Below are 26450 nucleotides of genomic sequence, written 5' to 3' on the forward strand. Positions count from 1 at the left end.
CATGTCCATGAAACCTTCCGACCTGACGCTCGGCGTCGGGCTTGGCCTCCTGGCCGGCTACATCGACACGTCCGCGTTCGTCGGCCTGTACGGCCTGTTCACGGCGCACGTGACGGGCAACTTCGTCCTCATCGGCAGCGAGCTCGCACGGCCGTCGCACGCCGGTGTGCTGCCGCTGAAATTCCTCGCGATCCCCGCGTTCGCGGCCGGCGTCGTCGCGGCGCGCCTGATGGACGTGCGCTGCGCGCGCCTGGGTCACAATCCGGCGCGGCCGCTGCTAGGCATGCAGCTCGTGCTGCTGGCGTTGTTCATGGCGGCGGGCATCGCCGCGTCGCCGCTGGCCGGGCCGGAAGCGCCGCTCGTCCTCGTGACGGGCATGCTCGGCACGGCGGCGATGGGCGTGCAGAACGCCGTCGGCAAGCTGCAGCTGGGTCGCATCGCACCGACGACCGTCATGACGGGCAACGTGACGGAACTCCTGATCGACATGACGGACCTCGCGTGCGGCCGCGCCACGCCGGCCGTCAAGGCGCGTTTCGTGAAATTCATCTGGCCCGTGCTGGCGTTCGCCGCCGGCTGCATTGGGGGCGGCACCGCGTGGATGACGTTCGGGTTCTGGTGCCTGCTGCCGGCGCTCGTGCTGCTCGCGTGGCTCGTGCTGCTGGATTGGCCGGCACTGGAAGCGGCGCCCGCGGCGGCTTGATCCCTGCCCGCGCGGCGTTTCGCGTGGGCGGAGGGCCGCCCACCCTACATTCCGGTGAGTGGTTTTTACTGCCCGCATCGGGCATCGTCGCGCTCGAACACCGATTCACCACGACATCCGAATAACAGACAAAGGAAAACGATATGAACGATATAAACGGAAAACGCCGCAACATGCTCGGCGGCGCGGCCGCGCTGCCGCTCGCCATGCTCGCCGCCGGCCCGGCGCAGGCCGAGACGGCACCGAAAGGCGGCGCCGCCCGCATGACGACGAGCTTCGTGCGCACGAAGGACGGCGTCGACATCTTCTACAAGGACTGGGGCAGCGGCACGCCGATCGTGTTCTCGCACGGCTGGCCCCTGAGTTCCGACGACTGGGACGCGCAGATGATGTACTTCGTGCAGCGGGGCTTCCGCGTCGTCGCGCACGACCGCCGCGGCCACGGGCGCTCCACGCAGGTCGGCTTCGGCCACGACATGGACCATTACGCCGACGACCTTGCGGCCGTCGTCCAGCACCTGGACCTGAAAGGCGCCATCCACGTCGGTCACTCGACGGGCGGCGGCGAAGTCGTGCGCTACCTGGCCCGCCACGGGCAGGCGCGCGCCGCGAAGGCCGTGCTGATCGCGGCCGTGCCGCCACTGATGGTGAAATCGGCCACGAACCCGGGCGGCTTGCCGAAGGACGTGTTCGACGGCATCCAGCAGCAGGTCGCGACGAACCGCGCGCAGTTCTACCGCGACCTGCCGTCCGGCCCGTTCTACGGCTTCAACCGCCCGGGCGTGAAGCCGCAGGAAGGCATCATCCAGAACTGGTGGCGCCAGGGCATGATGGGCGGCGCCAAGGCCCATTACGACGGGGTCGTCGCGTTCTCGCAGACCGATTTCACGGACGACCTCAAGAAGATCACCTTGCCCGTCCTCGTCCAGCACGGCGACGACGACCAGATCGTGCCGTACGCCGACTCCGGCGTGCTGTCCGCCAAGCTGCTCCCGCACGGCACGCTGAAGACGTACAAGGGGTTCCCGCACGGGATGCCGACGACGCAGGCGGATGTCATCAACGCCGACATCCTCGCCTTCATCAAGGGTTGACGTTCTCACGTGATCCGGCCGCGCGCCGGATCACGACCGGCACCGATTTGTACGACGGCGTGCCGCTCCTCGCATCGAAGTTCGCCAGCGAGATCAACCCGTTCGCTTCCGGATAATAGGCAGCCACCGCACCGCGCGCGATGTCGTGCGCGACGGCGACGAAGCCTCGCAGCACACGCGGCGACAGCGTGTGATCATGCGCAGCCACACCCTCGATGTCCACGAGATCGCCGTGCTCCAGCCCCCGTTCCGCCAGGTCCGCCGCGTTGACGAACACGACGTCGCGCCGGCCCGTCACGCCGCGGTAGCGGTCGTTCTTGCCGTAGATCGTCGTGTTGTACTGGTCGTGGCTGCGCACCGTCGCGAGCACCAGCACGCCTTGCGCGTCCGGCCGGGCCAGCGGGCGCTCGTCGCGCGCGGCCGGGATGAATTGAGCGCGGCCCATCTTCGTGCACCATTCGCGCCGGCTCGCCGGCACGTCGAGACGGAAGCCGCGCGGCCGGCCCACGCGCTCGTTGTAGTCTTTAAAATCGGGGAACACGGCCTCGATCGCGTCGCGGATGCGGCCGTAGTCGGCGACGAACCCTTCCCAGTCGACCTTCGACTCCCGCAGCGTCGCGCGCGCGATGCCGGCGACGATCGCCGGTTCCGACTTCAGGTCCGGCGACGCCGGCGGCAGGCTGCCGCGCGACGCGTGCACCATCGACATCGAGTCCTCCACCGTGACGGCCTGCGGCCCGGTGGCCTGCACGTCCAGCTCCGTGCGGCCCAGGCAGGGCAACAGATAGGTGTGGGCGCCGACGAGGAGATGCGAGCGATTCAGCTTGGTGGCGATGTGCACGGACAGGTCCAGCTTGCGCATCGCGTCGAAACACGCCTCCGGATCGGGCATCGCGACGGGCAGGTTGCCGCCCAGGCAGACGAGCGCACGCGAGCGCCCTTCCCGCATCGCTTCCAGCGCCTCGACGGCCGCATGGCCCTTGCCGCGCGGCGGCGCGAAGCCGAACACGCGTTGCAGGCTGTCGAGGAATTTGTCGGTCGGGATTTCCGTGATGCCGACCGTGCGATCGCCCTGCACGTTCGAATGGCCGCGCAGCGGGCAGATGCCGGCGCCCGCGCGCCCGATGTTCCCGCCCAGCAGAAGCAGGTTCGCCAGCTGCTGCACGTTCGCCGTGCCGTGGCGGTGCTGCGTGATGCCCATGCCATAGCAGATGATCACGCGCTTGGCGTTCGCATACACGTCGGCCGCGGCCTCGATATCGGCGCGGGACAGGCCCGCCCCGCGCTCGATCTCGTCCCAGGACATCGCCTCGAGGTCGGCTTTCAGGGCCTCAAATCCTGTCGTGTGGTCGCGGATGAAGGCCTGGTCGACGGCGCCCTGCGCGAGCAGCGCCTTCATCATCCCTTGCACGACGGCCGTGTCGCCGCCGACCTTCACCTGGTAGTACGACGTCGCGATCGACACGGCCTTCCCGACCGTCATCTCGACGGGGCTCTGCGGCGACTTGAAGCGCTCCAGGCTGCGTTCCTTGAGCGGATTGAACACGACGATGGGCACGTCGCGCAGCCGGGCCTCGCGCAACGTGGCCAGCATGCGCGGATGGTTGGTGCCGGGATTGTGGCCGAACGAGAAGATGGCGTCGCAATGGTCGAAGTCATCCAGCGTGACGGTGCCCTTGCCGACGCCGATCGACTCGGACAGGCCGACGCTGGTCGCCTCGTGGCACATGTTCGAACAGTCGGGGAAGTTATTCGTGCCGAACGCGCGCACGAACAGCTGGTACAGGAACGCGGCCTCGTTCGACGTGCGGCCGGACGCGTAGAACTCGGCCATGTTGGGGTCGGGCAGGCCGCGCAGGTGCGCGCCGATCTCCGCGAACGCCTGCTCCCACGCGATCGGAGCGTACCGGTCGGACGCGGCGTCGTACTTCATCGGATGCGTGAGGCGCCCTTCCCACTCCAGCGCGAAGTCGTCCCGCCGGAACAATTCGCTCACCGTGTGCTGCGCGAAGAACTCGGGGGTGACGCGCTTGTGCGTCGCCTCCCACGACACGGCCTTGGCGCCGTTCTCGCAGAATTCGAACGACGAGCCCTCGCGCGGGTCGGGCCACGCGCAGCCGGGGCAATCGAAGCCCTGCGGCTGGTTCACCTGCAGCAGGATCGTCGTGTCGCGCGCCGCCATCTCGCCGCGGATCGCCTTCGCGACTGCCTGCAGTGCGCCCCAGCCTCCGGCCGGGCCGCCATATTCGCCGATGCCGGGTACGTCCTTCTTCGCCATGCGTTCCTCCGATGCGTGTTGCGGGAACGCGTATTGTAAGGGCGTAGGGGCGTCAGCGCCGGCGCGCGCTCTCGATGCCGAGCCGCTCGGCCATGCGCACCAGTTCGGCCAGGGTGCGCGTCTGCATCTTCTGCATCAGGTTGCGCTTGTGGACCTTGGCCATGATCTCGCTGACACCCATCGCGTCGGCGATCTGCTTGTTCAGGAGGCCGCCGATCGCGAGGCCGAACACCTCGCGTTCGCGTGGCGTGAGCTGGGCGTGGCGGCGCGCCAGTTCGTCAGCCTCGCGCCGCTGCGAAATGCGACTCGCGTCGCCGGCCAGCGCCTCGTCGACGGCCGCCAGCAGCGCGTCCGGATCGACCGGTTTCGTGAGGAATTCGTTGGCGCCGGCCTTCATCGCGGCGACCGAGAGCGGGATCGTGCCGTGGCCGGTCAGGAAGATCACGGGCAGCGCGACGTGGCGCGCGGCCATGTGCTGCAGCACGCTCATGCCGTCCTGCTGCGGCATCTGCATGTCGAGGATCAGGCAGGCCGGCACGGACGGCGCCGGTTGCGCGAGGAAGTCAGCCGCGTCGGCGAACGCGCGCACGGCATAGCCTTCCGCTTCGAGCAGGTCCGCGACGCCCTGGCGCACGTGCGCGTCGTCATCCACCACCATCACCATCCGCTCGCTCATGCCTGCCTCTCCCTGAGGCGCAAGCATAGCGTAAAACGCGCGGCCTTGCGGGTGGCCGGGCATCATTGCGGCAGGTCGGGCCGCACCGGGATCGCATCGATCAGCGCCAGCAGGCAGTCCGGATCGACGGGCTTGTGCAGCAGCGACAGCGCACCCGCGGCGCCGGCACGCCGGGCCAGCGCGGGATCGTCGTCGCCCGTGACGAAGATGACGGGGAGGTGCGGCGCCAGCGCATGCAGGCGTTCGCACAGCGCGAAGCCGTCCGGCTCGCCGATGTGGATGTCGAGGACGGCGCAATGCGCGCGCGCGGGGTCGGCGCCGCGCAGCACGGCGGCGGCGCCGGGATAGCCCAGCGCCGCATAGCCGGCCGCGCGCAGCAGCTCGAGCAGGCCGCCGCGGACGGTGTCGTCATCGTCGACCACGAGCACGGTCTGGCCGGCCTCAGGCGACGCGGTCATGGTCCGCCTGCGCTCGGGGCGCCTCCGGCGGCGGCGCGATGCCGCTGATCCGGGTCACGCATTCGGCGCGGAACCACGACACGGTGACGGGCTCGCCGGACATCAGGCGTTTGGCGATGGGCACGGCCTGCTCGCCGACGAGCATGCCGAACAGGCCGATGAGGGCGATCGCCGGCGGCGCGGGCGACCGCACCTGGAGCAAGGCATAGATGCAGCCGACCAGCAGGCCGACCGCCAAGGACACGAGGTAGAACTTCATGCTTCCCCCTGTTGTTGGATGACGGGAGCGGCCCGCGCGGGTGGCGCGGGCCGCGGAGGCGCGCGCGGGGTCGCCGTGCACGCGGGGATCAGCGCGCGGGGATCGGCGCGAGCGTCTCGTGGGCGGTCGTGCCACGCTGCGGCGCCTTGTGCACCATGGTGTACGCGTAGTCGATGCCCATGCCGTACGCGCCCGAGTGTTCCTTCGCGATGCCGACGACGGCGTCGTACGTGTCCTTGTGGGCCCAGTCGCGCTGCCACTCCAGCAGCACCTGCTGCCAGGTCACCGGCACGACGCCGGCCTGGATCATGCGCTGCATGGCGTAGTCATGGGCTTCCTTCGACGTGCCGCCCGATGCGTCGGCAACCATGTAGATCTCGTAGCCGCCTTCCAGCATCGCGCAGAGGGCGAACGTGGTGTTGCAGACTTCCGTCCACAGGCCGGCGACGACGACCTTCTTGCGGCCGTTGGCGGCCAGCGCGTCGCGCACTTTCTGGTCGTCCCACGAGTTCATCGACGTGCGCTCGAGGATGGGCAGGCCCGGGAAGACGTCCAGCAGCTCCGGGTAGGTGTAGCCGGAGAAGCCCTGCGTCTCGACGGTGGTGATGGTCGCCGGGATGTTGAACGCGGCGGCGGCCTTGGCCAGCCCCACGGTGTTGTTCTTCAGCGCCTGGCGGTCGATCGACTGCACGCCGAACGCCATCTGCGGCTGGTGGTCGATGAAGATGATCTGGCTGTTCTGCGGCGTCAGCACTTCGAGTTTTGGATTGTTCATGGGACGATCCTCTGATGGGCAAGGGTGGATGGGCGGTGGTGCACCGGCAAGCCATGGTAGTCCCGCCCTCTCCCCGCTGCCAGTATCCGATCGTATAGGCGCGACCGGCGAGGGGCCCCTGCCGCAGGGCATGCATATGTGTCTTCGCGGCGGCGAACATGTTACGATCGTTGCCATGATGACTCTCCACGACCTCAGACACCTCGCCATGCGCCACGCCGGCACCGGCCCGGACTGCGTCGTGCCCGGCCTGCGCATCCGTGCCGTCACTGGGCCGACGATGCCGATGAGCGGGATCGAGGAGCCGATGTTCGCGCTGATCCTGCAGGGCCGCAAGCGCTCGACGATCGCCGGCCGCACGTACGAATACGGCCCGGGCGATTGCGTGATCGTGTCGCTGACGATGCCGTCGACAGGCCAGGTCGTCGTCGCCAGCGAGGACGAGCCGTATCTCGGCGTCGCCCTCACGTTGCGCCCCGCCGAGATCGCGGGCCTGATCGTCGAGGCGGAGGCGGAAGCGCCGCTGGACGCCGTGCCGATGGCCGTGCATGCGGCGTCCGCGCCGCTGCTGGACGCGGTCGGACGCCTCGTCTCGCTGCTCGACCATCCGGACGACGTGCGCATCCTGCGTCCGCTGCTGGAAAAGGAGATCCTGTGGCGGCTGCTCTCGGGCCCGCACGGTCCGATGCTGCGCGAAGTGGGCCTGGCGGACAGCCGCGCGTCACGCATCGGCCGCGCGATCCGCTGGCTGCAGCAGCACTACGCGGAACCCGTGTCCACGCAGCAGCTGGAAGCCGTGAGCGGCATGAGCGCGTCGTCGCTGTTCCGCCACTTCAAGGACTTCACGTCGCTGAGTCCCCTGCAATACCAGAAGCAGATCCGCCTGCACGAGGCCCGTGCCCGCCTTGCCGCCGCCAGCTGCGACGTGGCGGCCGTCGCATACCAGGTGGGCTATGAAAGCCCGTCGCAGTTTACGCGCGAGTACAGCCGCATGTTCGGGCGGCCGCCGAGGGACGATCTCAGGCGCGTGCGCGAGCCGGCCGTATGACCGGCGCCGCGCCGGTCGCGCCGGCCCGGCTCTTTCTGCATTACCTGGCCAGGCTGGACGCCGTGCTGAAAGCGGCCGAGGCGTTCGACGCAAGCGTTGGGGCACGGCGCCTGCATCCCGACATGGTCCCGCTGCTGCTGCAGGCGTCGACCGCCATCGGGTTCACGTTGCGCGCCTCCTGTCCGCTCGCGCGCCGCGACATCGTCTCGTTCCGCGCCGACGACACCACCTTCGCGGGCGTCTATGCGGAACTCGAACGGACCGCGGCCTACCTGGCGGCGATACCCGATGCGGACTTCGACGGCGTCGGCACCCTCACCGTCCACACGACCGCGGGCTTCGCCGAACTGGCGTTGCCGGGCTGGGAGTATTACCAGATGTACGCCGTGCCCAACTTCTTTTTCCATTACGCGATGGTGTATGCGATCGCGCGCCAGGCCGGCGTGCCGGTCGGGAAATCGGAGTTCGACGGCTACCATCGCTATCCGGCCGGTTTCGCGTTCGGCCGGTAACGCGGCACGTTCACGGCTCCCCCGGCGGGGCTACGGGGCGCATTGTTGCGCGCAGGTATGTCATTATTGTCGGCACGTTGTCACAATGTTGTCATAATCGGCTTCTACACTCCGTTGCCACGAGTGAAATATTTCCGAAAAATGGATATGAAGTTGAAAACGGACGAGGCCCTCGCCACGCTTCCGGCAGATAGCCCTCACCTGTTCCTCAACCGTGAGCTCTCGCTGCTCGAATTTAACCGCCGCGTCCTCGAACAGGCCGAGGACGAGTCCGTGCCGCTGCTCGAACGGCTGCGCTTCCTGACCATCGTCTCGAGCAACCTCGACGAATTCTTCGAAGTGCGCGTCGCGAGCCTGCTGGCGCAGCACCAGTCGTACGGCGGGCCCGATCCCGGCCAGGCCGACCTGGACGGCGCCAGCGACGAATGCCGCCAGATCATCGGGCGCCAGTATGCGCTGCTGAACGACCAGATCCTGCCGCAGCTGTCCGCCAACGGCATCCACCTGCTGCGCCGCTCCGACCGCAACGCTGCGCAGAAGGCCTGGGTCAAGCAGTACTTCGACAAGGAGGTGAGGCCCCTGCTCACACCGGTGGGCCTCGACCCGGCGCACCCGTTCCCGCGCGTGATCAACAAGAGCCTGAACTTCATCGTCGAGCTGTCCGGCAAGGATGCGTTCGGGCGCGGCTCGGGCATCGCGATCATGAAGGCGCCGCGCGTCCTGCCGCGCATCATCCGCCTGCCGGACGAACTGTCGGACAAGCCGGGCGCGTCGTACTGCCTGCTGACGTCCGTGATCGAAGCCCATATGGCCGACCTATTCACGGGGCGCGAAGTCGTGTCGTACTCGCAGTTCCGCGTCACGCGCAACAGCGACCTGTGGGTCGACGAGGAAGAAGTCAAGAACCTGCGCCAGGCGCTGCAGAGCGAACTGCACAGCCGCAACTACGGCTTCGCCGTGCGCCTCGAAGTGGGTCGCAACTGTCCGAAGCACCTCGCGGACTTCCTGCTCGACCAGTTCTCGATCGACCGCTCGCGCCTGTTCACCGTCGACGGTCCCGTCAACATGGGCCGGCTGCTGGAGATCGTCAACAGCAACGCGCGCCCGGAACTCAAGTTCGCGCCGTTCGTGCCGGGCTTCCCGTCCAAGCTCGTGAGCGGCCACGACAGCTTCGCCCTGCTGCGCAAGCAGGACGTGCTCCTGCACCACCCCTACCAGTCGTTCCAGCCCGTGATCGACTTCGTGCGCTGCGCCGCCACCGATCCGAACGTCGTCGCGATCAAGCAGACGATCTACCGCGCGGGCTCGGATTCGGAGCTGATGGATTCCCTGATCAACGCCGCGCTGCGCGGCAAGGAAGTGACCGTCATCGTGGAATTGATGGCGCGCTTCGACGAAGAGGCCAACATCAACTGGGCCGAGCGCCTGGAGGAAGCGGGCGCCCAGGTCGTGTACGGCGTCGTCGGCCTCAAGACGCACGCCAAGATGGCCCTCGTGCTGCGCCGCGAGCCGGACGGCCTGCGCCGCTACGCCCACCTCGGCACCGGCAACTACAACCCGACGACGGCGCGCTTCTACACCGACTTCGGCCTGCTCACGTCGGACGAGGAAATCACGCACGACGTCAACGAAGTCTTCATCCACCTCACGAGCCTGACGCGCCCCACGCAGCTGTCCGCGATGTGGCTGGCGCCGTTCACCTTGCAGAAGGAGATCGTGAAGGCGATCCGCCAGGAAGCGGCCATCGCGCGCGAAGGCAAGCCCGCGCGCATCATCGCGAAGATGAATTCGCTGACGGACGAATCCGTGATCCGCGCGCTGTACGACGCGTCCGGCGACGGCGTGCGCATCGACCTGATCGTGCGCGGCGCGTGCTCGCTGCGACCCGGCGTGCCGGGGCTGTCCGAGAACATCCGCGTGCGCTCGATCGTGGGCCGGTTCCTCGAGCACACGCGCGTCTACTACTTCCGCAACAACCTCAAGAACGACATCTATCTCGGCAGCGCCGACTGGATGAACCGCAACCTGTTCCGCCGAGTCGAAGTCGCTTTCCCCGTCCGTTCGGCCGCGTTGAAGAAGCGCGTGCTGCGCGAGGGCCTGCAAGTCTATTTGAAGGACAACGTCAACGCCTGGGAATTGGGCAGCGACGGCCGCTACCGGCGCCGCAAGCCGCGCGGCAGCCAACCGGCCTTCGGCGCCCAGCAGTTCCTCATGGAGACGCTGGGCGCGCAGAGCACCGTCCACGCGAATAACAAGGAGAACGACCATGGAACTGATCCTGTGGCGCCACGCCGAGGCTGAGCCGCACGTCCCCGACCGCCAGGGCGATCAGTTGCGTGAACTGACGGCGAAAGGCGCGCGCCACGCGTCGCGCGTGGGCGCGTGGCTCGACCGCCAGCTGCCGGCGCACTGCCGCATCCTGTCCAGCCCGGCCGCCCGCTGCGTGCAGACGGCAGAAAGCCTCGGGCGCAAGTTCACGACGGTCGAGGCGCTGAACACGGATTCGACGCCGCAGCGCATCCTGGAAGCGGCCGGCTGGCCGGACAACAAGCACACGGTCGTCGTCGTCGGTCATCAACCGTTGCTGGGCCAGGTGGCGTCGCTGATCTTCGCGGGGACGGCGCAGGACTGGAAGATTCGCAAGGCCAGCGTGTTCTGGATCGCGCGCAAGGGCGAGGACGATCCTGCGCCGTTCGTGAGGCTCGCCGTCGGCCCCGACATCGTCGGCAAACTGCGCTGATTCACGCATTCTGCAGGCGCGCACTCCGCGTCCCGCCACCGACACCCACCGCCGTCACGATCGCCAGCGCCTGGAACGACGCGATCCCCGCGAACAGCCAGCCCGGGTGTCCCGCATCCATCACGAGCCCGAACAGCGCCGGGCCCACGGACAGCCCGGCATCCAGCCCCGAATAGACGACGCCGTACACGCGCCCTGTCGCATTCTTCGGCGCCGCAGCGCGTATCATGAGGTCGCGCGACGGTCCCGCCACGCCCGAGAAAAAGCCGATGAGCGCCATCAGCGGCAGCGCCAGCCACCCCGGCACGACGGCCGCCCCCAGCAGCAGGGCCAGCGCGGCGGCCAGCGCGAAGGCGATGGCGACCGTGCGGTCGTGGTCCTGGCGGCCCGCGCCGACGAATCCCCCCAGCAGCATGCCGACCGCCGACGCCAGCATGTACGCCGTGTACGACCCCGTCGCCAGTCCGCGCGAGATGCCGTACAGCTGCATCAGGCCGATAGCCGCGAACGCCTGGATGCCGCCCAGCGCCACGGCCGTCAGCATGAAGAAAGCGAAGCACATCCATACGGCCGGCAGGCGCAGGAACGCGAGCGTGCCGGTGCCCTCGGCCGCGGCGGGCGCGGCAGGTGCGGCGGGCTTCGGTTCGGCGCGCAGGTACGACCGGTTCAGGAACAAGATGCCCAGCACGGCGAACGGCAGGAGCGATGCGTACGCGAGCGCCATGCGCCAGCTGGACGTCGCGGCGACCGTCGTCATGAACAGCGGCGCCGCGGCCCAGCCGATATTGCCGCTGATGCCATGCACGGAAAAGCCGTGCGCCAGCCGCGCGCGCGACACGCGCTCGTTCAGCAGCGTGTAGTCGGCAGGATGAAAAATGCTGTTGCCGACGCCGGCCAGCAGCGCGCCCGCCATCAGCGCCGGATAGCTGCCGGCCGCCGCCAGCACGAGCGCGGACACGCCCAGCATCGCCACGCCGAAGAACAGGACCCGGCGCGCGCCCACCATGTCGACGACGAAGCCGGCCAGCATCTGGCCGATGCCGGAGACGACGAAGAATGCCGTCAACAGCAGGCCCAGCTCCGCATAACTGAGGCCGAACGCGGGCTTCAGCCAGGGGAACAGCGCGGCCAGGATCAGGTGGTAGAAGTGCGACGTGCCGTGGGCGACGCCAACGAGGGCGATCACGCGCGCGTCGGCGCGCAGGGTGGGGTCTTGGGACATGGAGGCTCCTGGAGAAAAACCCAGTGTAGGCAAATCGACCACGGCTGAATTACGATAGCAAGTCAAACTTTGTCGAGAATCGGACAGCCCCCATGAGCATCCCTGTCGTGCACCACACCCTGCCCTTCCCGGACTGCTTCGACCCGACACCGGCACGCCCCGTCACGCTGACAGCGCGCGACCTGGAAGCGGCCGACAGCGTGGCACCGCACACGCACCCGTTCGGCCAGCTCACGTACGCGCGCGAGGGCGTGATCCGGCTGACGGCCACGGGCAGCAGCTGGATCGTGCCGCCGTCGCGCGCCATCTGGACGGCGCCCGGCGTCGTGCACGCCGTGACGGTGCTGGAGCCAGTGCGGCTGCGGCCCGTGCGCGTCCACGCCGCGCGCACGCCGTTCCCCGGCGAGGACTGCCGCGTGCTCGACGTGTCCACGTTGCTGCGCGAATTGATCCTCGCGCTCGAACAGTTGCCGGCGCTCGAAGTGTCGCCGCGCGCCACGTTGCTGTCGGAGCTGATGCTGGACGAACTGGCCCGCGCGCCCGCGCTGCCGATCCGCATTCCGCTGCCGCGCGACAAGCGCCTGCAAAGCCTGTGCGAGCGCCTGCTCGATGCGCCCGGCGCCACGCAGACGCTCGCGGACTGGGCGCGCCAGGTGGGCGCCTCCGAGCGCACGCTGGCGCGCCTGTTCGAACGGGAACTCGGCATGAGTTTCAGCCAGTGGCGCCAGCAGGCGCGCCTGGCGCACGCGGCGCCGCTGATCGCGCGCGGCATGCCGCTCGCCCGCGTGGCCGAAGAGCTGGGCTACACGAGCCAGTCCGCATTTTCCCACATGTTCAGGAAGACATTCGGCTGCTCGCCGTCCGCGTTCTTCGCCCAGCGCTGATCATTTCGCCGGCGCCTGCGCCGGCACGGCCGCGATCGCCTCGATCTCGATCAGGTACTCGGGCCGCGCCAGTGCGGCCACCTGCACCCACGTGCTGGGCGGCGGCGCCGTCCCTGCGAACATCTCCGTGCGCTTGGCGTTCAGCTTCGCGAGCGAGGCCGGCTTCGCTGCCACATAAAACGTCAGCTTGACGATGTCCTGCGGCCGCGCGCCCTCCGCGGCGAGGATCAGGCGGATGTTCTCGAGCGCCTGCACTGCCTGGTCTTCGGCGGACTCCGGCAGCGAACCGTCCGGCCGGTTGCCGACCTGGCCCGCCAGGTACAGCAGGCGCGTGCCCGGCGGGACTTCCGCCACGTGGCTGTACGCGGCGACGGGTTTGGCCACCGTGGGCGGGTTCGCCTTGCGGATCGCTTGGCCGTATGCCGGCGGGAGCGCGGCCAGCAGCGTGATCAGCACGATGGGGTTACGGTTCATGTTTTACGTTCTCCATGGGTTGGATGCCTAGGCGCCGTTCGAGCCGGGCCCGCACCTCGGGCCAGTCGAGGTCGGTCACGGCGAACAAGACGCTGTCGCGCACGTGGCCGGTCCAGGTGACGCGCTCGCGCCGCAGCACGCCTTCGCGCACGGCGCCCAGTTTGGCGATGGCGGCCTGGCTGCGCACGTTGCGCAAGTCCGTCAACAATTCCACGCGGCGGGCGCCGCATGCGAACGCATGGGCCAGCATCAGGTATTTCGCCTCGGCGTTGACGAGGGTGCCGCGCACGTCCGGCTGCAGGAACGTGCCGCCGATCTCGACGCTCTGGCGCGTGCGCTTGAGGTTCAGGAAGCTCGTCGTGCCGACGATCGTGTCCGTCGCGCGGCTGCGGACGGCATAAGCGACCCACTCCCCCTGCGCCACCCAGGGCGTTCACGGTGCGCCACCAGGTGTCGAAATCCTTGCCCTGCCCGTTGACGGCAAACAGCTGCCATGCGCCGGGATCGCAGTCGAGAGCGGCGCGTAGGGCGTCGCGCAACGCGTCCGCGTACGGCTCGAGGCGGACGTGGCGTCCGGTCAGCGGGTGGCGATCCAGGTCGAGCGGAGCGGGCGACGCAGGGGTCGAAGGTCTGGCGGTGGTCGATGGGTTCATGGCGAAATGATAATGTTTTTCGCTAAGTCAAGGTTAAAATGTTGCATAAAAAAAATAATGCCAAAATGAAATGTTGTCAGTATAAAATATATATTGAGCAATTCGCATCGATCCCGCCGCAGGAAGGCGACCACATGCCCTCCTGACGCGTACGCGGGCCCATACGTGTGCCGTGTCAAGGCACGGCAACATGTTCGACGGAGGACCCCTCCCGTCGACATGCTTCCCGTGCCCGGCGGACATTGGCGCCCGATGCGCCATGCCCGTCGCCGACTTGTCCCCAACCGAGAGAGATACCACAGATGAAATCGAAACACACTTTTGCCGCGATCGGCTGCCTATTCGTCCTGTCCGCTTGTGGTGGCGGCGGTGGCGGCGGTGGTGGCGACGTCGGCTCCGCCGCGGCGTCCACGCCGGCGCCCGCTGCCGCGCCCACGATCACTGCGATCGCCTCCATCGATGCATCGAAGGCGGCCGAAAACAGCTTCAGCGCCAGCCACCTGGTCAGCGCCTGGCCATCGGCGGTGCCCGACATGTTGAACGGCGTGAGCATCGCGCCGGTGGACGCCGGCTTGATCGCGCCGGTCTTCGACCTGCTGAAGCGCGCGTACAGCCAGCAGGATGCGAGCCTGCTGACCGGCGTGACCAGAAGCTATTCTTGCACCGAGGGCGGCTCGATCGCGGTCGAGGCGACGCAGCACGACCCGCTTACGCCGACTGCCGGCGACACGTGGAAGTTCACGTCCACCAACTGCGGCGCGTCCGGCACGATCCAGAACGGCACCATTTCCGCCAAGGTGACGGACGCCGCCGGCAATCTCTTCCAGTCCACCAGCGGGGCCATGACGCTCGATGTCGCCTTCGGCAATTACAGCAGCCTGCAAGGCGGCGTGACCACCGTGGTCGACGGGGGCATGAAAGTCAGCGTCAGCAAGATGGGTTTGAACAGCAGCACGTTCACGACCACGGGAACTTCGCTCCAGCAAACCATACAACAGTCGGGCACGACGATTGCGACGCGCACGCTGTCCTCGTTCTCGGTCACCGGCTCCAAGGAGGGTTCGCTGTTGACCTCGGCCGCCAACTTCTCGTTGTCGGGCCATTCCAATCGCCTCGGCCAGTTTGCCTACACGGTCAGGAATCTGACGCCGTTCACCACCACCGCGACCGTCACACCGACGTCGGGCGCCCTGGTCGTCAGCGGCGCAGGTTCGTCCGTCACCATGACCGTCAGCCCCGACAGTGTCCGCCTGGACCACAGCGACAACGCGAACGGAACGATCACGAGCACTGTGACGCGGACCTGGAACGACTTCCTTGGTGACTACTGAGCGACTCCTGAGCGCGCATGCCGCCTGTGCGATGCACAAATAGTTCTCAAATGAAACGTTGTCAGTGTAGAATATCAAACACACAAGTCTAACCGTTCCGGCCGGACGGGCCGTCGCACACGCGCCGCGTCCTGTCCGGTGGAGAACGCGCCAGCGCTCGTCGCCAACGAGCGCATTTCGTCCCTTTGAGAGAAAGAACACTCACATGAAATCCATGCATTCCCTGACCGCCATCGGTTGCCTCGTTGCCCTGTCCGCGTGCGGTGGCGGTGGCGGTGGCGGCAGCGGTTCCGCCTCGACGCCCGTCCAGACGTCGTCGCTGACCACCATCACGGCCGCCAATGCGCCGAAGGCCGCCAGCAATGGCTACGCGGCGACCAACGCGATCGGTCAGTCGTCGTCGCTGACGGGCGCCGTGACCGGCGTCACCATCGCGCCCGCCGGCGTCGGCGTCGTGACGCCGATGCTCGACCTCGTCAAGCAAGCCGTCAGCCAGAACGGCGCCAAGCTGCTGACCGGCGTGACCGTGTCGAACGCCTGCACCGGCGGCGGCAGCATGACGATCGATGCGACGCTGCACAGCCAGACCACGCTGAGCAACGGCGACACGATGTCGGTCACTGCGAAAGACTGCATCGAGGACGGCAGCACGATGAACGGCGCCGTGTCGATCTCGATCTCGGGCGTCAGCGGCGACGTGGTCAACGGCACGAGCGGTGCCGTGACCCTCGACATGCGCTTCAGCGGTCTCAACGTCGCGACCGGCAGCACGAACGAAGTCCTCGGCGGCGACATGAAGATCGCGCTCACGGCCACGAGCGCGACCGACATCGCGCTGACGATCTCCGGCAACTCGCTGCAGGTCACGGAACAGCAAGCCGGTACGACGGTGGCGACCCGCACGCTGACGGGCTACTCGTTGACGGGCGGCCAGCACGGTACGACAGTGACCGCCGCCGCCAACTTCGCCGTGTCCGGCAATGCCAACGGCCTCGGCCAGTTCGCGTACACGGTGCAGAGCGTGCAGCCGCTCGTCAGCACGACGATGTCCGACGTGCCGACGTCGGGCTCGTTCATCGTCAACGGCGCCGCATCGTCCGTCACCGCGACCATCGTGCCCACCGGCGTCCGCCTGGACTACAGCGCCAAGGGCGACGGTGTGATCACGCAGACCAGCACGGTGAGCTGGACCAGCTTCGTGGGCGCCTGAGCGCGGCATGCGTGACTTTCTTCGTGCCGGCCTGATCCCGGCACTGTGCGCGCTCGCCGCGTCACCGGTCCATGCGCAATGGCAGGTCGGCGCCGGCCCCGGCCTGCGTCACGCCGTCAACGCCGAATACGACGTCGCGGGCCGCCGGCTCGTCCGCGAGTCCGGCTGGCTGCCGGGGGTGGCTTTCCAGGCCGCGTACACGGCGGGCCCGCTGACCTGGCGCGGCGGCGCCAACTGGTACCGGGGCGACATCGACTACGCCGGCCGCACGCAGGCCGGCGTGCCTGCCTCGTCCACGACGGCGACGACGTTGGCGTCCGTCCACGCCGGCGCAGCCTATGCGCTGGCGGGCGGCGTGGCGCTGCTCGCGTCGGTCGAGGCGGACCGCTGGCGGCGCGGCATCGCCGGCACCGCATCCGCCGCGGGCCTGCAGGAAACCTACCGGTCCACCCGGCTGTACGCGGGCGCAGCGCAGACGTGGCGTCCGGCCATGGGTCCGCTGACGCTCGAGGCGAGCCTGTTCCGGTCGACGCCGGAGCACATGCGTGTGGGTTTTTCCGGCGTGTACGATCCGGCAAGCTTCGATGGCGGCCGCGCGCGCGGCGTGCGCCTGGGTGTCGCGCTGCGGCCCGCGCAGGCGCCGTGGCTGGAACTGCGCACGCGCCTCGACCACGCACGGGTGCCGCGCAGCGGCAGCGTCCCGTTGACGGCGGACGGACAGTACCGGGGCACGATCACGCAGCCGGAACACACACGGCAGGCGTTGACGTTCGAGGTCGCGGCCATGTACTGAAGTGAAGCGGCGCGCATGGGAAACGGGCCGATGCCCGGTTTCCCATGGATGACGGGTTAATGGACGGCCGGCCGCGTGGCGGTCTTGCCGGCAGCGGCGCCTGCGCCCTGCGGTCGGTAGGCCTGCGCGGCCCGGTGGGTATCGTCGTATTCCTTGAAGCTGGCGATCTTGCCGCCGGCGACGCGGAACACGTGGCACCAGTCGCTGCTGTACTCGGCGCCCGTCGACTTGACGGTGAACGTGCCGTGCCCGAGCACGACCACCTGGTCACCCTGGCCGATGAACTGGTCAGGCTTGAATTCGCGCGGTTCCTGGCAGTCGGCCAGCACGCGGAAGAAATCGGCGACCTGGTCCACGCCGTGGCGCTTGCCGGAAAACGGGACACCTTCGATGTCCGGCAGCTCCCACGCGATGTCCTGTGCAAACAGCCCAAGCAGGCGCTGGATGTCGCCCTTGTCGTACGCGTCGTACGCCTGTTTGAGCAGGCTGATGTTGCCTTGCTCGTTCATGATCCTCTCCTTGAAAGTCCGATGATAGGACTTCCAGTATCGCTTCCGAAAAGAGGATTGCAATGGTGGCCAGGCAAGCGCACGAATTACGTCGTCACGCTGAACGGCACCCCCACGTCGCTCCAGGCCGCCGCTTCCTTCTCGAACCAAGCGGCCACGGTCGGGTGCTGGCGCAGCCAGCCGCGCGGCGTCTCGACGTCGATGCGGCCCTTCATGCGCACGCGCACGGCGTCCACGTCCGCGTCCACACGCGCGTGCATGAACACGGCGGCCAGGCGCAGCGCCAGAACGGCCTTGGCGAGGTCGGGCACGCCCAGCACCTCGCGCACCTTGCGCAGATTGCCCTTCTGGCCCAGCACGATCAGGCTCATCAAGCGCAGCTCGCGCGCCGTGAAGCCTGGCAGGTCGGCGTGCTCGACGATGTACGATGCGTGCTTGTGCGCGCCCGTGTGCGAGATCGCCTGCCCCACCTCGTGCAGCATCGCGCTGCGCAGCAAGTGGTGCACGACCGTGTCGTCCTGCGGCGCCAGCTTGTCGAACAGCTTTTTCGCGATCGCGGCCGTGCGCGTCGCGCGCTGGGTGTCGACGCCGAAGCGGCGCATGCAGTCCTGGATCGCGAGGTCGCGGCGGTCGTGGCGGTTCGCGCGCAGTTCCAGGTCGGACAGCACGCCGAGGCGCAACCCGGCATTAATCGCCGTCATGGCGGGCACGCTCAGCTCTTGCATCACGCCGATCAGAATCGACAGACCGCCCGTCATCACGATCACGCGCTCGCGCTTCACGCCGGGCAGGTCGAACGCATCGACATGGCCCAACTCGATGAGCTTGTCGCGCAGTGCGAACAGGCTCGGCAGCGACATCGTGCCGTCGCCGAGGCGGTTGCGCGAGATGACCTCGTTGATCGCGCGCATCGTGCCGGACGAGCCGTAGACGGCGTCCCAGCCGTGCCGGCGGTACTGGTCCGCAAGGTCCTCGACGCGGGCGCGCGCCGCGTTGACGGCCGTCTCGAACGCGTCCGCGCTGACGTGGCCGCCCTGGAAATACGTGGCGCTCTGCGGGTGCGTGCCGATGCTGAACGATTCGACGAGGTGGATGTCGTCGCCGTGCGCCGCGATCACTTCCGTCGAGCCGCCGCCGATGTCGATCACGAGCCGCCGTTCGCTTCTCCGCCCCAGCGCGCGCGCGACGCCCATGTAGATCAGCCGGCCTTCTTCCTCGCCGGAGATGATCTCGATGGGGTAGCCGATCGCTTCTTCCATCCGCGGCAACACGGCGTCCGCGTTGCTGGCAACGCGCATCGTGTTCGTCGCGACGACACGCACCGCGGCGAGCCGGTACTGGCGCAGGATGGCGCTGAAGTCGCGCAGCGTCTGCAGCGCCGTCTCCACGGCGTCCTCGCGCAAGGCGTTGTCCGGACCGAGGCCGGCCGCGAGGCGGATCGGGTCGCGCGCCGTGCGCACGATGTGGATCTGGCCCGCGATCGGCTCGCCGATGTGGAGGCGGAAGGAATTGGAGCCGAGGTCGACTGCTGCGTACATGGCTGGGCTGGATTCGAGTGGCGTTGACCGCAGTATAGCGGGCGTCGGGCCCGCCGCGTCTCCCTGCTGCGCCGTCAACGCAACGCCTCCGTCAGCACGCGCCCTTCCGAGCCCGCCGGACGGCGCACGTGCAGGATCTGGGCGAGGGTCGGCGCGATGTCGACGACTTCCGCGTAGCCGGCCTGTTCGCCGGGGCGAATCCAGCGCGGGCCCATCACGAGCAGCGGCACCGACGTGTCGTACTGCCACGGCGTGCCATGGCTCGCGCCCGAGCTCCCGCTGCTGAAGATCGTGTACGGCGTCGTCACGACGAGCAGGTCGCCGGACAGGGTGCGGTTCCACGCCCGTTGCATCAGCGTGCCCAGGCGCGACGTCGCGGCGCCCCCCTGCTCCAGCTGCGTGCGCGTGAACACTTCGGAGATGCCCGGCTGCGCCAGCAGGAAGCGCGCGGCGGCATTCTCCACGTCGGCACGCGCGAGGCCGCGGCGCTCGATCTCCGCATCGTCGAGACGGACATCTGGCAATAGCGACGTCTTGACGAGCTTGGCGCCGCCGAAACGCGCGGCCAGCGCAGCGTCCAGTTGCTGCAGCAACGTCTTCGGATTCACGCGCAGCGCGTCCGCATGCTGCGCGCGCGCGAACTCGGCCGTGTTGGCGAAGCCGTGGTCGGCCGTCAGCACGACGAGCACATTGTCCATGCCCACGCGCTTGTCGAGGAACGCGAAGAATGTCGCGATCTGGCGGTCGACCTGCTGCAGGTGGTCGTGCGACATGCGGCTTTCCGGACCGTACGCATGGTTCACGTAATCGTGGCCGGACAGGCTCACCCCGAGCAGGTCCGTGGCACCGGTCGGATTGCTGCCCAGGTGCTCGCCGTCGACCGCGGCCTCGGCGAATTCCAGCGTGAGCTCGTCGATGGCCGGGCTCGTCTTCAGTCTTGTGTAGTAATCGGCGGCCGGCGCGCCGCTCTCGCTGTAGAACGTGAACGGGAAGCGGTTAGTGTTCGTCGTCGTCCCCTCGGGATAAGGCGCGTCGTCGGCATACGCGCTGTCGGCCAGCAGCGGCGTCCACGACTTGGCGTAATACCGGTCCTGCGGCTTCGCGGCGCGGAAGCGCTCGGCCCACGCCGGATAGCTGTCCATGTAATAGGTGCTCGTGGCGAAGTCACCGGTTTTGTCCATGTACATGTACGCGGTGCCCGTCTTCCCGGCCAGCAGGATGGCGCCGCGGTCCTTGCCGGACACCGTGACGACCTTGCTGCGGTTGCCCGTCGCGTAGCGCAGCTGGTCGCCGAGCGTGTCCACGCGCAGGTTCGCGGGCGACGTGCCGTCGTGTTCGTCCGTCTGCTCGCCCACGTAGTGGTAGCGGGTGTCCTCGGTGCAATAGACGTTGCGGCCGTCCGCCGCGATCCAGTTGTTGCCGATGATGCCGTGGCGGTAAGGGTACGCGCCCGTCAGCACCGCGGAGTGGCCGACCGCGGTCACCGTGATGCCGTGGGCCTGGTGCGCATCCGTGAACGACGCGCCCTGCTCCAGCAGGCGGCGCAGGCCGCCGGGGCCGAACTGGTCGCGGTAGCGCTGCACCTGCTCGGACGGCAGGCCGTCGATCACCATTACGACGACCAGCTTCGGCGGTTTCACTTGCGCGGCGACGGCGGCCGGCTTGGCGGGCGGTCTGGCGGGCGGTCTGGCGGCCGCAGCGTTGCACGCGGGGCCGGGCAGCCACAGCGCTGCGCACGCGATCAAGGTCAGCGATGTCGTGAGCCGGGAGGGTAGCATGCGGTGCGTCCTTCTGTCGGGTTGCTGGTCATTGGCAATCGTACATTGTATGAAGGCCAAATGTCAGTTCCATGACACGGTCGCGGGCGCCAAGCTCAGCCAGAAAAGTGCGCCGCCAGTCCCTGTTCGCGGAAACGCTCGACGACGAAGTCGACGAACACACGCGTCTTCGCGGGCAGCAGCCGGCGGCTCGAATAGTAGAGGAACAGCGGGCCTGTCTCCGCATACCAGTCCGGCAGGATCCGCACGAGCCGCCCGTCGGCCAGCAGCGGCCCCGCGTGCGGCGCGGGCAGCAGCGCGATGCCGAGTCCGGCCGCGGCCGCATGGGCCATCGCTTCCGGATCGTCCAGCACCGCGACGGGGCGGCAATCGTACGGGGCGACGCGGCCCGCGTCGTCGCGCAACGTCAGTGTCTGCAGGCGGCCCGTGCGGATCGAACGGCGCGCGATGCCGTCGTGCGCAGCCAGGTCGTCCGGATGCGCCGGCGTGCCGCGCCGGGCGAGGTACGCCGGCGACGCGGCGAGCACGATGCGCACCCGCGTCAGCTCGCGCGCGACGACGCCTTGCGGCAATTCGACGCCACCGCCGATCGCGACGTCGAAGCCTTCGGCGATGAGGTCGACCTGGCGGTTGTCGAAGTGCAGGTCGGGCAGGACTTCCGGATAGCGTTCACGGAACGCAGCCAGCATCGGCACGAAATGCATGCGCCCGACCGCCGGCGCCAGCGCCACTTTCAATGGCCCGGCGGCGTGGTTCGCGCCCTGGCGCACGACGGCCATCGCGTCCTGGATGCGGTGCCACGGCTCCGCCACTTCGCGCAGCAGTTGCTCGCCCTCTTCCGTCAGGCTGAGCTTGCGCGTGCTGCGCCGGAACAGCCGCACGCCGAGGTTCGCCTCGAGCCTCGCCACGTTCTTGCTGACGCCGGCCGGCGTGAGGCCGAGGCGGCGCGCCGCGGCGGAGAAGCCGCCGTCCTCGGCGCTGTGGATGAAGGCGTCAAGGTGCACGAATGGGTCGCTCATCGATCTTTAACTCCTGGTTGAAAGTCTTATGCTTATGCACCCGCTAGTTTCAACGGACGGTTGGAATGATACTGCACACATCAACCACCCCAACCGAATGGAGAACATCATGGCAACCAGCTACCTCGAACAAAAAGTCGCTTTCGTCACCGGCGGTTCGCGCGGCATCGGCGCGGCGATCGTGGAACGCCTCGCCCGCGCAGGCGCGGCCGTCGCGTTCACGTACCGGTCGTCGGAAGACGCCGCGCAAGCGCTGGCCGGACGCATCGAAGCGGTCGGTGGCCGCGCACTGGCGCTGCGTGCCGACGTGGCGGACACGTCCGCATTGACGGCCGCCATCGATGCGGCCGCCGCGAAGTTCGGGCGCCTGGACATTCTCGTCAACAACGCGGGCGTCTTCCTCGGCGGGCACGTGACGGAATTCGCGCTGGCCGATTTCGACAAGACGGTCGCCGTCAACCTGCGCGCCGTGTTCGCGGCCACGCAGGCCGCGGTGCGCCACCTGCCGGACGGCGGGCGCGTGATCAATATCGGCAGCACGAACGCGCTGCGGGTGCCGTTCGCCGGCGCCGCCGTGTACGCGATGAGCAAGTCGGCGCTGACGGGTCTGGTAAAAGGTCTCGCGCACGACCTGGGCCCGCGCGGCATCACCGTCAACAACGTGCTGCCGGGCCCCGTCGACACGGACATGAACCCGGCCGACACGGACTTCGGCAAGTCGCTGCACGCCTACATGGCCCTGCCGCGCCACGGCCGACCGGACGAGATCGCAACGATGGTGGCGTGGCTCGCGAGCCCCGAGGCAAGCTTCGTGACGGGTGCCGACCTGGCAGTGGACGGTGGCTTCGCGGCTTGATCGTGCCTCACGGCTCTTCGGTCCGGTGCACGTCGCGCCACGCGAGCATCGCGACCAGGCGTTCTTCCTTGTCCGCGTCGAAGCCGCACGTGGCGTCGAAACGGGCCGGGTTCTCGTACGTGCCGAACAGCCAGTCCCACCAGACGATGTCGCCGTAGTTGTTGCGATGGCGGCCGTACTGGTGGTGCACGCGATGCATTTCCGGGCGCTGGAAGAACCAGCCGATCCAGCGCGGCGTGCGCACGCTCGTGTGATAGAAGAATTCGCCGAGCGCCGTGCACAACGTATAGACGGCGCCGGCGGCGGGCGACAGTCCCAGCATCGCGTAGACGAGCAGGCTGCCCATGATGGAGTTGACGACCATCTCGACGGGGTGCTTGTAGAACGACGTGATCACCTCGATGCGCTGCGGGCTGTGGTGGATCTGGTGGAACAGGCGCCACAGCAGGTCGGATTCGTGGCGCGCCCGATGCCACCAGTAGAACACGAACGTGGCGACGAAGTATGCGACCATGCCGCCGGCCGCGGGGCCGAGGTGCTGCGACAGGTGGAACAGCGAAGTACCGGACAGCCAGCGTTCCCACGTGAAGCCGGCCAGCAGCACGACGCACAGCTGCACGGCGTTGATGGCAAGGACGCGCAATGGCCACGTGCGCACATGGGGCAAGCGCCAGCCTGGGATCAAGCGTTCGAGCAGGAAACAGGCGAAAAATACGATGAAGATGGTGGGCAGCATGGGATCCTCGTGGGTTGTCGGAATCCCATCCTGGCGGCACGCGCGGCCGGCCGCCAGCGCCGCGTCGCGCGGTCCGCGCCGGCGCTACCGCCGGTCGCCGATTGTGCTACTTCAGTCTGTGGACGAACAATAACGTCTGCCACACCCTGGAGGCCACGCAGGTAAGAGCATTGTTGCAGTCCCGAGAACTGCGACGCACCCTACGTAGGGCCGATTTATTGATGGCGATCAGCCCATTACTTCGGTAATCGATTTGACTTGATAAACATACGTCCAATTCTGGCCGAGGCTGCATAAAAACACGGGCCTGACGAGACGTCCGCAGGGCCGGGTGTTCCAAAATGCTCGCTACGACGTTTTCACCAGGTGTGGGAGCCCCCTGAAAACGTCGTGATTTCGCGTTTTTACACTGCCTGCGCCGATTGCAGACCCACCTGAACGTCCGCAGCTACCCCACAGCGGCCTGTCGAAGGAGTCATTGGCTCTTCATTATTTACCAGGCGTCGTATAGCGTACACCACCGGCGCGCTTTAGTATCTCTTGCACATCCCGACGATTTTCGAAAATGGCGAGGTCGAGCGGCGTGGGAGATTCCTCGTCGTTGACGGGAAATCCGGCCTTCAACGCGGCCTCGATCACGACAGCAGAACTGCGCCGAACCAGAATTCCCAACAACGACGCACCCGTCTTGTACGTGCAGCGCGTATCCACCCGTCCCATCAACGCGGTCATTGCTGCGTCGATGGCCTCGTCCCGATTTTCGAAGTCGCGCACACGACCAGTGCGATCGGGCGACGGCAGATCCAGCAATTCATTTGCCGCCTGACACATGGCTTCGCTAGTGCCGCCGGTAGCCAGCAATTCGTCAGCCTGCTGCAGTATCGCGCTCCGTCCCCGCGGTGGAACAGGCACGGGTTCTCCCAGGGCAGGCAGCGCCTTGAGATCCTCTTCCAGCTTGGCCGCCCACAGTGGGACAATCTCGGTCGTGTGGCAATGTCCACCGCAGAATACTTGTTTGAGTGGCGCCAATAGTTCGGTATGTATCTCGCAGAAATCGGCACCCGACAACCAATACTGTTTCGCCTTGCCGCTCACGTAGACGCTGACCCCGGCATGCGCTACTTCTGCGGAACAAGCACGACTTTCCGTGACCTGGTATGAGGCGTGGCGCGTCGGACCATCACGGCGCGCATATTGCTCGATGATCTTGCGTGCCGCGCCGGCCTCCACAGCGCGCATGTCAACGGATGAGTAGTCACGGTCGCGCAGCAGCCATGCGTGCTCGCCTTCGATGAACAGGCCAAACCGTGTGCCTAGATCGTGTTGCACGAACACGGCCTCATCCAGCCTGGTGAGCGGCACCTGCTGCAGGAAGAAGCGTATTTGCCAGCCGCGTTTGTCGATCGTTTTATATAGATTGAAAGTATCGTTCCAACCCTGCCGGATTGGCGGAGCGTCTGCCCGCTGCGCTGCAAATGTAAGGTCCCAGCCGGCGGGCACGTCCATGGCGCGCGTCGTACCGGCTAAGCATCCCCCTGCAACCAGCAACCATACTCCCCAACCGCGCATGCGTCTCATCATGTTTTCTTTCCGTTAGTTCCTGCCCAGGACAGTATCAAGAACATATTGTGTACTGCTCCGGGCTTCTGCGACTGCGCCAAGGACCTGTCGACCATACTCGACTTACTGCTCAGTTCGCGTGCACAATGAGCCAAACCGCAGAGGATCATGTAGCCGACCTGAGCGAACGGCAGCGAGAAGAAGTCTGGCCAAATTTCGAATAGAAGGCTAAGAGAATAGGACGAGGGTAGAGTTATTACTGCAAGGACGATATCCGGTAACAGATGCTCTCGCTGAGAGTGAAGCAGCGTCGCGTCAACATAAAGTGCCCAGCTGGCTGCTAGCAGCACGACTATTAAGTAGGCCGTTGCCACTGTATGCTTTTTTTTCGATATTTTCATATTAAGGGCCGTTTCTAGTCAAAACCCTGCCGTTGGGCCAGCACAGCATCCCGCAAAGCGAGAAAAGTCATTGACGGCTACGACCGGCCGGAATCGACCCAAACCGGTCATCGACTCGGAGCAGCTACGTCTTCGAGATCGTTGTAAAAGGCAGGATACGCATCCCACGAAGCGTAGTAGCAGACAAAATCAGCCTTTGTTTCTCTAGAACTGCGCTTTTGGCTAATCATCTCGAGCAATTCTGTCACGCCGTCTGTCTCAAGAAAATATGTATAGCCCTGATGCGTCACCTCCGGCGGAATCGAAAAGTTCTCTCCGAACTGAACGATCACTGCTTCGCTACCCTGGTGAAACGGTTCTCGAGCACATATGACAAAGTCATCTGGCATGTGCGGCGACATGAAGATTGCGTCTATGAGCTTCATAGGAATGCGCTGGGAATGTTGCAAGTGGTTCGGATAGGTCCGCTCTTGGCCGGTCTGGGCCAGTCGAGCCAGCATAGCATGTTGCCGAGCCGACAAACTCTCAGACTGTCACGACAGGCAGGAACCGACCTGAAGCGGCCCTCGAGCTTTTTTCGTCATGCACCGAGCGTCCGAAGGGCGGGAATTAAGAGAGCTAGCCCGAGAAAGGCAAGCAAGACCGCCCCTTTGATCGCTAGTTCCGCCCAAGGGAATGGAATACTGCCATCTGGATTGCTCCAGCCGCCTGGAACATCATCATCGATCGTGATTAGGTGCCCTGCGAAAGCCCAAACGGCGAAACCTATCGCCGTGTACAGATACGGCACATTCCAGATTAGGGACAGAATGACGGCAGTTGAGCAAACCATCGCTAGCATGATGCCGTACCGCTTGCGTTTAGAAACGCCCACGTCCCTATCTCCTTCGACACGAACAAAACCAACGACCGCTCGTGGCCCAGGCTGTGTAAAAACATAGGT

Annotated in this window: 27 protein-coding genes; 11 read left to right on the forward strand and 16 right to left on the reverse strand. The window is 66.9% G+C overall.

Annotation, left to right across the window (positions count from 1 at the left end; translation table 11 throughout):
- Window position 1 precedes the first annotated feature (1 nt).
- A complete protein-coding gene (locus NX784_RS26515; RefSeq protein WP_258819676.1) occupies window positions 2-703 on the forward strand; it encodes a YoaK family protein in 702 nt (233 codons plus the stop codon).
- A 263-nt stretch (window positions 704-966) separates the two neighbouring features.
- A complete protein-coding gene (locus tag NX784_RS26520; protein ID WP_258819703.1) occupies window positions 967-1797 on the forward strand; it encodes an alpha/beta fold hydrolase in 831 nt (276 codons plus the stop codon).
- Here the strand turns inward: NX784_RS26520 and NX784_RS26525 are convergent.
- The 5 genes from NX784_RS26525 to NX784_RS26545 form a co-directional block, all read right to left on the reverse strand.
- On the reverse strand, window positions 1787-4075 hold the full coding sequence (locus tag NX784_RS26525; protein WP_258819677.1) for an FdhF/YdeP family oxidoreductase: 2289 nt from the start codon (window positions 4073-4075) through the stop codon (window positions 1787-1789). The two genes, NX784_RS26520 and NX784_RS26525, sit on opposite strands and share 11 nt — an antisense overlap.
- A 52-nt stretch (window positions 4076-4127) precedes the next feature.
- Window positions 4128-4751, reverse strand: a complete 624-nt coding sequence (locus tag NX784_RS26530) for a response regulator transcription factor (protein WP_258819678.1) — start codon at window positions 4749-4751, stop codon at window positions 4128-4130.
- 62 nt (window positions 4752-4813) lie between these two features.
- A complete protein-coding gene (locus NX784_RS26535; protein WP_258819679.1) occupies window positions 4814-5209 on the reverse strand; it encodes a response regulator in 396 nt (131 codons plus the stop codon).
- A complete protein-coding gene (locus tag NX784_RS26540) occupies window positions 5193-5468 on the reverse strand; it encodes a XapX domain-containing protein (RefSeq protein WP_258819680.1) in 276 nt (91 codons plus the stop codon). The genes NX784_RS26535 and NX784_RS26540 overlap by 17 nt, the downstream gene beginning before the upstream one ends.
- 88 nt (window positions 5469-5556) lie before the next feature.
- Entirely contained in the window at window positions 5557-6243 is a 687-nt protein-coding gene (locus NX784_RS26545; RefSeq protein ID WP_258819681.1) for a hydrolase, read from the reverse strand.
- Between the two features lie 175 nt (window positions 6244-6418).
- On the opposite strand from NX784_RS26545, the gene NX784_RS26550 reads away from it, so the two are divergent.
- From NX784_RS26550 to NX784_RS26565, 4 genes are all read left to right on the forward strand, one after another.
- Window positions 6419-7291 (forward strand): AraC family transcriptional regulator, encoded by an 873-nt coding sequence (locus tag NX784_RS26550; RefSeq protein WP_258819682.1) that lies wholly within the window; start codon window positions 6419-6421, stop codon window positions 7289-7291.
- Complete coding sequence (locus NX784_RS26555; RefSeq protein ID WP_258819683.1) at window positions 7288-7803, forward strand: DUF1993 family protein; 516 nt, start codon at window positions 7288-7290, stop codon at window positions 7801-7803. The genes NX784_RS26550 and NX784_RS26555 overlap by 4 nt, the downstream gene beginning before the upstream one ends.
- A 141-nt stretch (window positions 7804-7944) precedes the next feature.
- Window positions 7945-10104 (forward strand): polyphosphate kinase 1, encoded by a 2160-nt coding sequence (gene ppk1 / locus NX784_RS26560; protein ID WP_258819684.1) that lies wholly within the window; start codon window positions 7945-7947, stop codon window positions 10102-10104.
- On the forward strand, window positions 10070-10543 hold the full coding sequence (locus NX784_RS26565; protein WP_258819685.1) for a SixA phosphatase family protein: 474 nt from the start codon (window positions 10070-10072) through the stop codon (window positions 10541-10543). Before ppk1 ends, NX784_RS26565 begins: the two co-directional genes overlap by 35 nt.
- 1 nt (window position 10544) lies before the next feature.
- Here NX784_RS26565 and NX784_RS26570 read toward each other — a convergent pair whose 3' ends face one another.
- Complete coding sequence (locus NX784_RS26570; protein ID WP_258819686.1) at window positions 10545-11765, reverse strand: MFS transporter; 1221 nt, start codon at window positions 11763-11765, stop codon at window positions 10545-10547.
- Between the two features lie 92 nt (window positions 11766-11857).
- On the opposite strand from NX784_RS26570, the gene NX784_RS26575 reads away from it, so the two are divergent.
- Window positions 11858-12649 (forward strand): AraC family transcriptional regulator, encoded by a 792-nt coding sequence (locus NX784_RS26575; RefSeq protein WP_258819687.1) that lies wholly within the window; start codon window positions 11858-11860, stop codon window positions 12647-12649.
- On the opposite strand, the gene NX784_RS26580 is transcribed toward NX784_RS26575, so the two are convergent.
- On the reverse strand, window positions 12650-13123 hold the full coding sequence (locus NX784_RS26580) for a RidA family protein (protein WP_258819688.1): 474 nt from the start codon (window positions 13121-13123) through the stop codon (window positions 12650-12652).
- Window positions 13113-13547 (reverse strand): GNAT family N-acetyltransferase, encoded by a 435-nt coding sequence (locus NX784_RS26585; protein WP_258819689.1) that lies wholly within the window; start codon window positions 13545-13547, stop codon window positions 13113-13115. The genes NX784_RS26580 and NX784_RS26585 overlap by 11 nt, the downstream gene beginning before the upstream one ends.
- A gap of 531 nt (window positions 13548-14078) precedes the next feature.
- On the opposite strand from NX784_RS26585, the gene NX784_RS26590 reads away from it, so the two are divergent.
- The 3 genes from NX784_RS26590 (at window position 14079) to NX784_RS26600 (ending at window position 17110) form a co-directional block, all read left to right on the forward strand.
- Entirely contained in the window at window positions 14079-15107 is a 1029-nt protein-coding gene (locus NX784_RS26590) for a hypothetical protein (protein ID WP_258819690.1), read from the forward strand.
- Window positions 15108-15321: 214 nt separating this feature from the next.
- A complete protein-coding gene (locus NX784_RS26595) occupies window positions 15322-16317 on the forward strand; it encodes a hypothetical protein (protein ID WP_258819691.1) in 996 nt (331 codons plus the stop codon).
- A gap of 7 nt (window positions 16318-16324) precedes the next feature.
- Window positions 16325-17110 carry a hypothetical protein gene (locus tag NX784_RS26600; protein WP_258819692.1) on the forward strand — a complete coding sequence of 262 codons (786 nt, stop codon included), beginning with the start codon at window positions 16325-16327 and terminating at the stop codon, window positions 17108-17110.
- A 56-nt stretch (window positions 17111-17166) separates the two neighbouring features.
- Here the strand turns inward: NX784_RS26600 and NX784_RS26605 are convergent, their stop codons facing one another.
- The 4 genes from NX784_RS26605 to NX784_RS26620 form a co-directional block, all read right to left on the reverse strand.
- A complete protein-coding gene (locus NX784_RS26605) occupies window positions 17167-17619 on the reverse strand; it encodes a nuclear transport factor 2 family protein (RefSeq protein WP_258819693.1) in 453 nt (150 codons plus the stop codon).
- A gap of 86 nt (window positions 17620-17705) precedes the next feature.
- Complete coding sequence (locus NX784_RS26610; protein WP_258819694.1) at window positions 17706-19157, reverse strand: Ppx/GppA phosphatase family protein; 1452 nt, start codon at window positions 19155-19157, stop codon at window positions 17706-17708.
- Between the two features lie 74 nt (window positions 19158-19231).
- Window positions 19232-20935 carry an alkaline phosphatase family protein gene (locus NX784_RS26615; protein WP_258819695.1) on the reverse strand — a complete coding sequence of 568 codons (1704 nt, stop codon included), beginning with the start codon at window positions 20933-20935 and terminating at the stop codon, window positions 19232-19234.
- 95 nt (window positions 20936-21030) lie between these two features.
- Window positions 21031-21954 carry a LysR family transcriptional regulator gene (locus NX784_RS26620; RefSeq protein WP_258819696.1) on the reverse strand — a complete coding sequence of 308 codons (924 nt, stop codon included), beginning with the start codon at window positions 21952-21954 and terminating at the stop codon, window positions 21031-21033.
- A 109-nt stretch (window positions 21955-22063) separates the two neighbouring features.
- On the opposite strand from NX784_RS26620, the gene NX784_RS26625 reads away from it, so the two are divergent.
- Complete coding sequence (locus NX784_RS26625; RefSeq protein WP_258819697.1) at window positions 22064-22810, forward strand: SDR family oxidoreductase; 747 nt, start codon at window positions 22064-22066, stop codon at window positions 22808-22810.
- Window positions 22811-22817: 7 nt separating this feature from the next.
- On the opposite strand, the gene NX784_RS26630 is transcribed toward NX784_RS26625, so the two are convergent.
- From NX784_RS26630 to NX784_RS26645, 4 genes are all read right to left on the reverse strand, one after another.
- The gene (locus NX784_RS26630; RefSeq protein WP_258819698.1) at window positions 22818-23546 is read right to left on the reverse strand and encodes a sterol desaturase family protein; all 729 of its coding nucleotides are present in this window, start codon (window positions 23544-23546) and stop codon (window positions 22818-22820) included.
- A gap of 489 nt (window positions 23547-24035) precedes the next feature.
- On the reverse strand, window positions 24036-25052 hold the full coding sequence (locus tag NX784_RS26635; protein WP_258819699.1) for an ankyrin repeat domain-containing protein: 1017 nt from the start codon (window positions 25050-25052) through the stop codon (window positions 24036-24038).
- Window positions 25053-25614: 562 nt separating this feature from the next.
- Window positions 25615-26007 (reverse strand): hypothetical protein, encoded by a 393-nt coding sequence (locus NX784_RS26640; RefSeq protein ID WP_258819700.1) that lies wholly within the window; start codon window positions 26005-26007, stop codon window positions 25615-25617.
- An 80-nt stretch (window positions 26008-26087) separates the two neighbouring features.
- Window positions 26088-26450: hypothetical protein (locus tag NX784_RS26645; protein ID WP_258819701.1), on the reverse strand; the 363-nt coding region annotated here is incomplete at its 5' end.

This window comes from Massilia pinisoli (assembly GCF_024753285.1).
Classification (GTDB): Bacteria; Pseudomonadota; Gammaproteobacteria; order Burkholderiales; family Burkholderiaceae_D; genus Telluria; species Telluria pinisoli.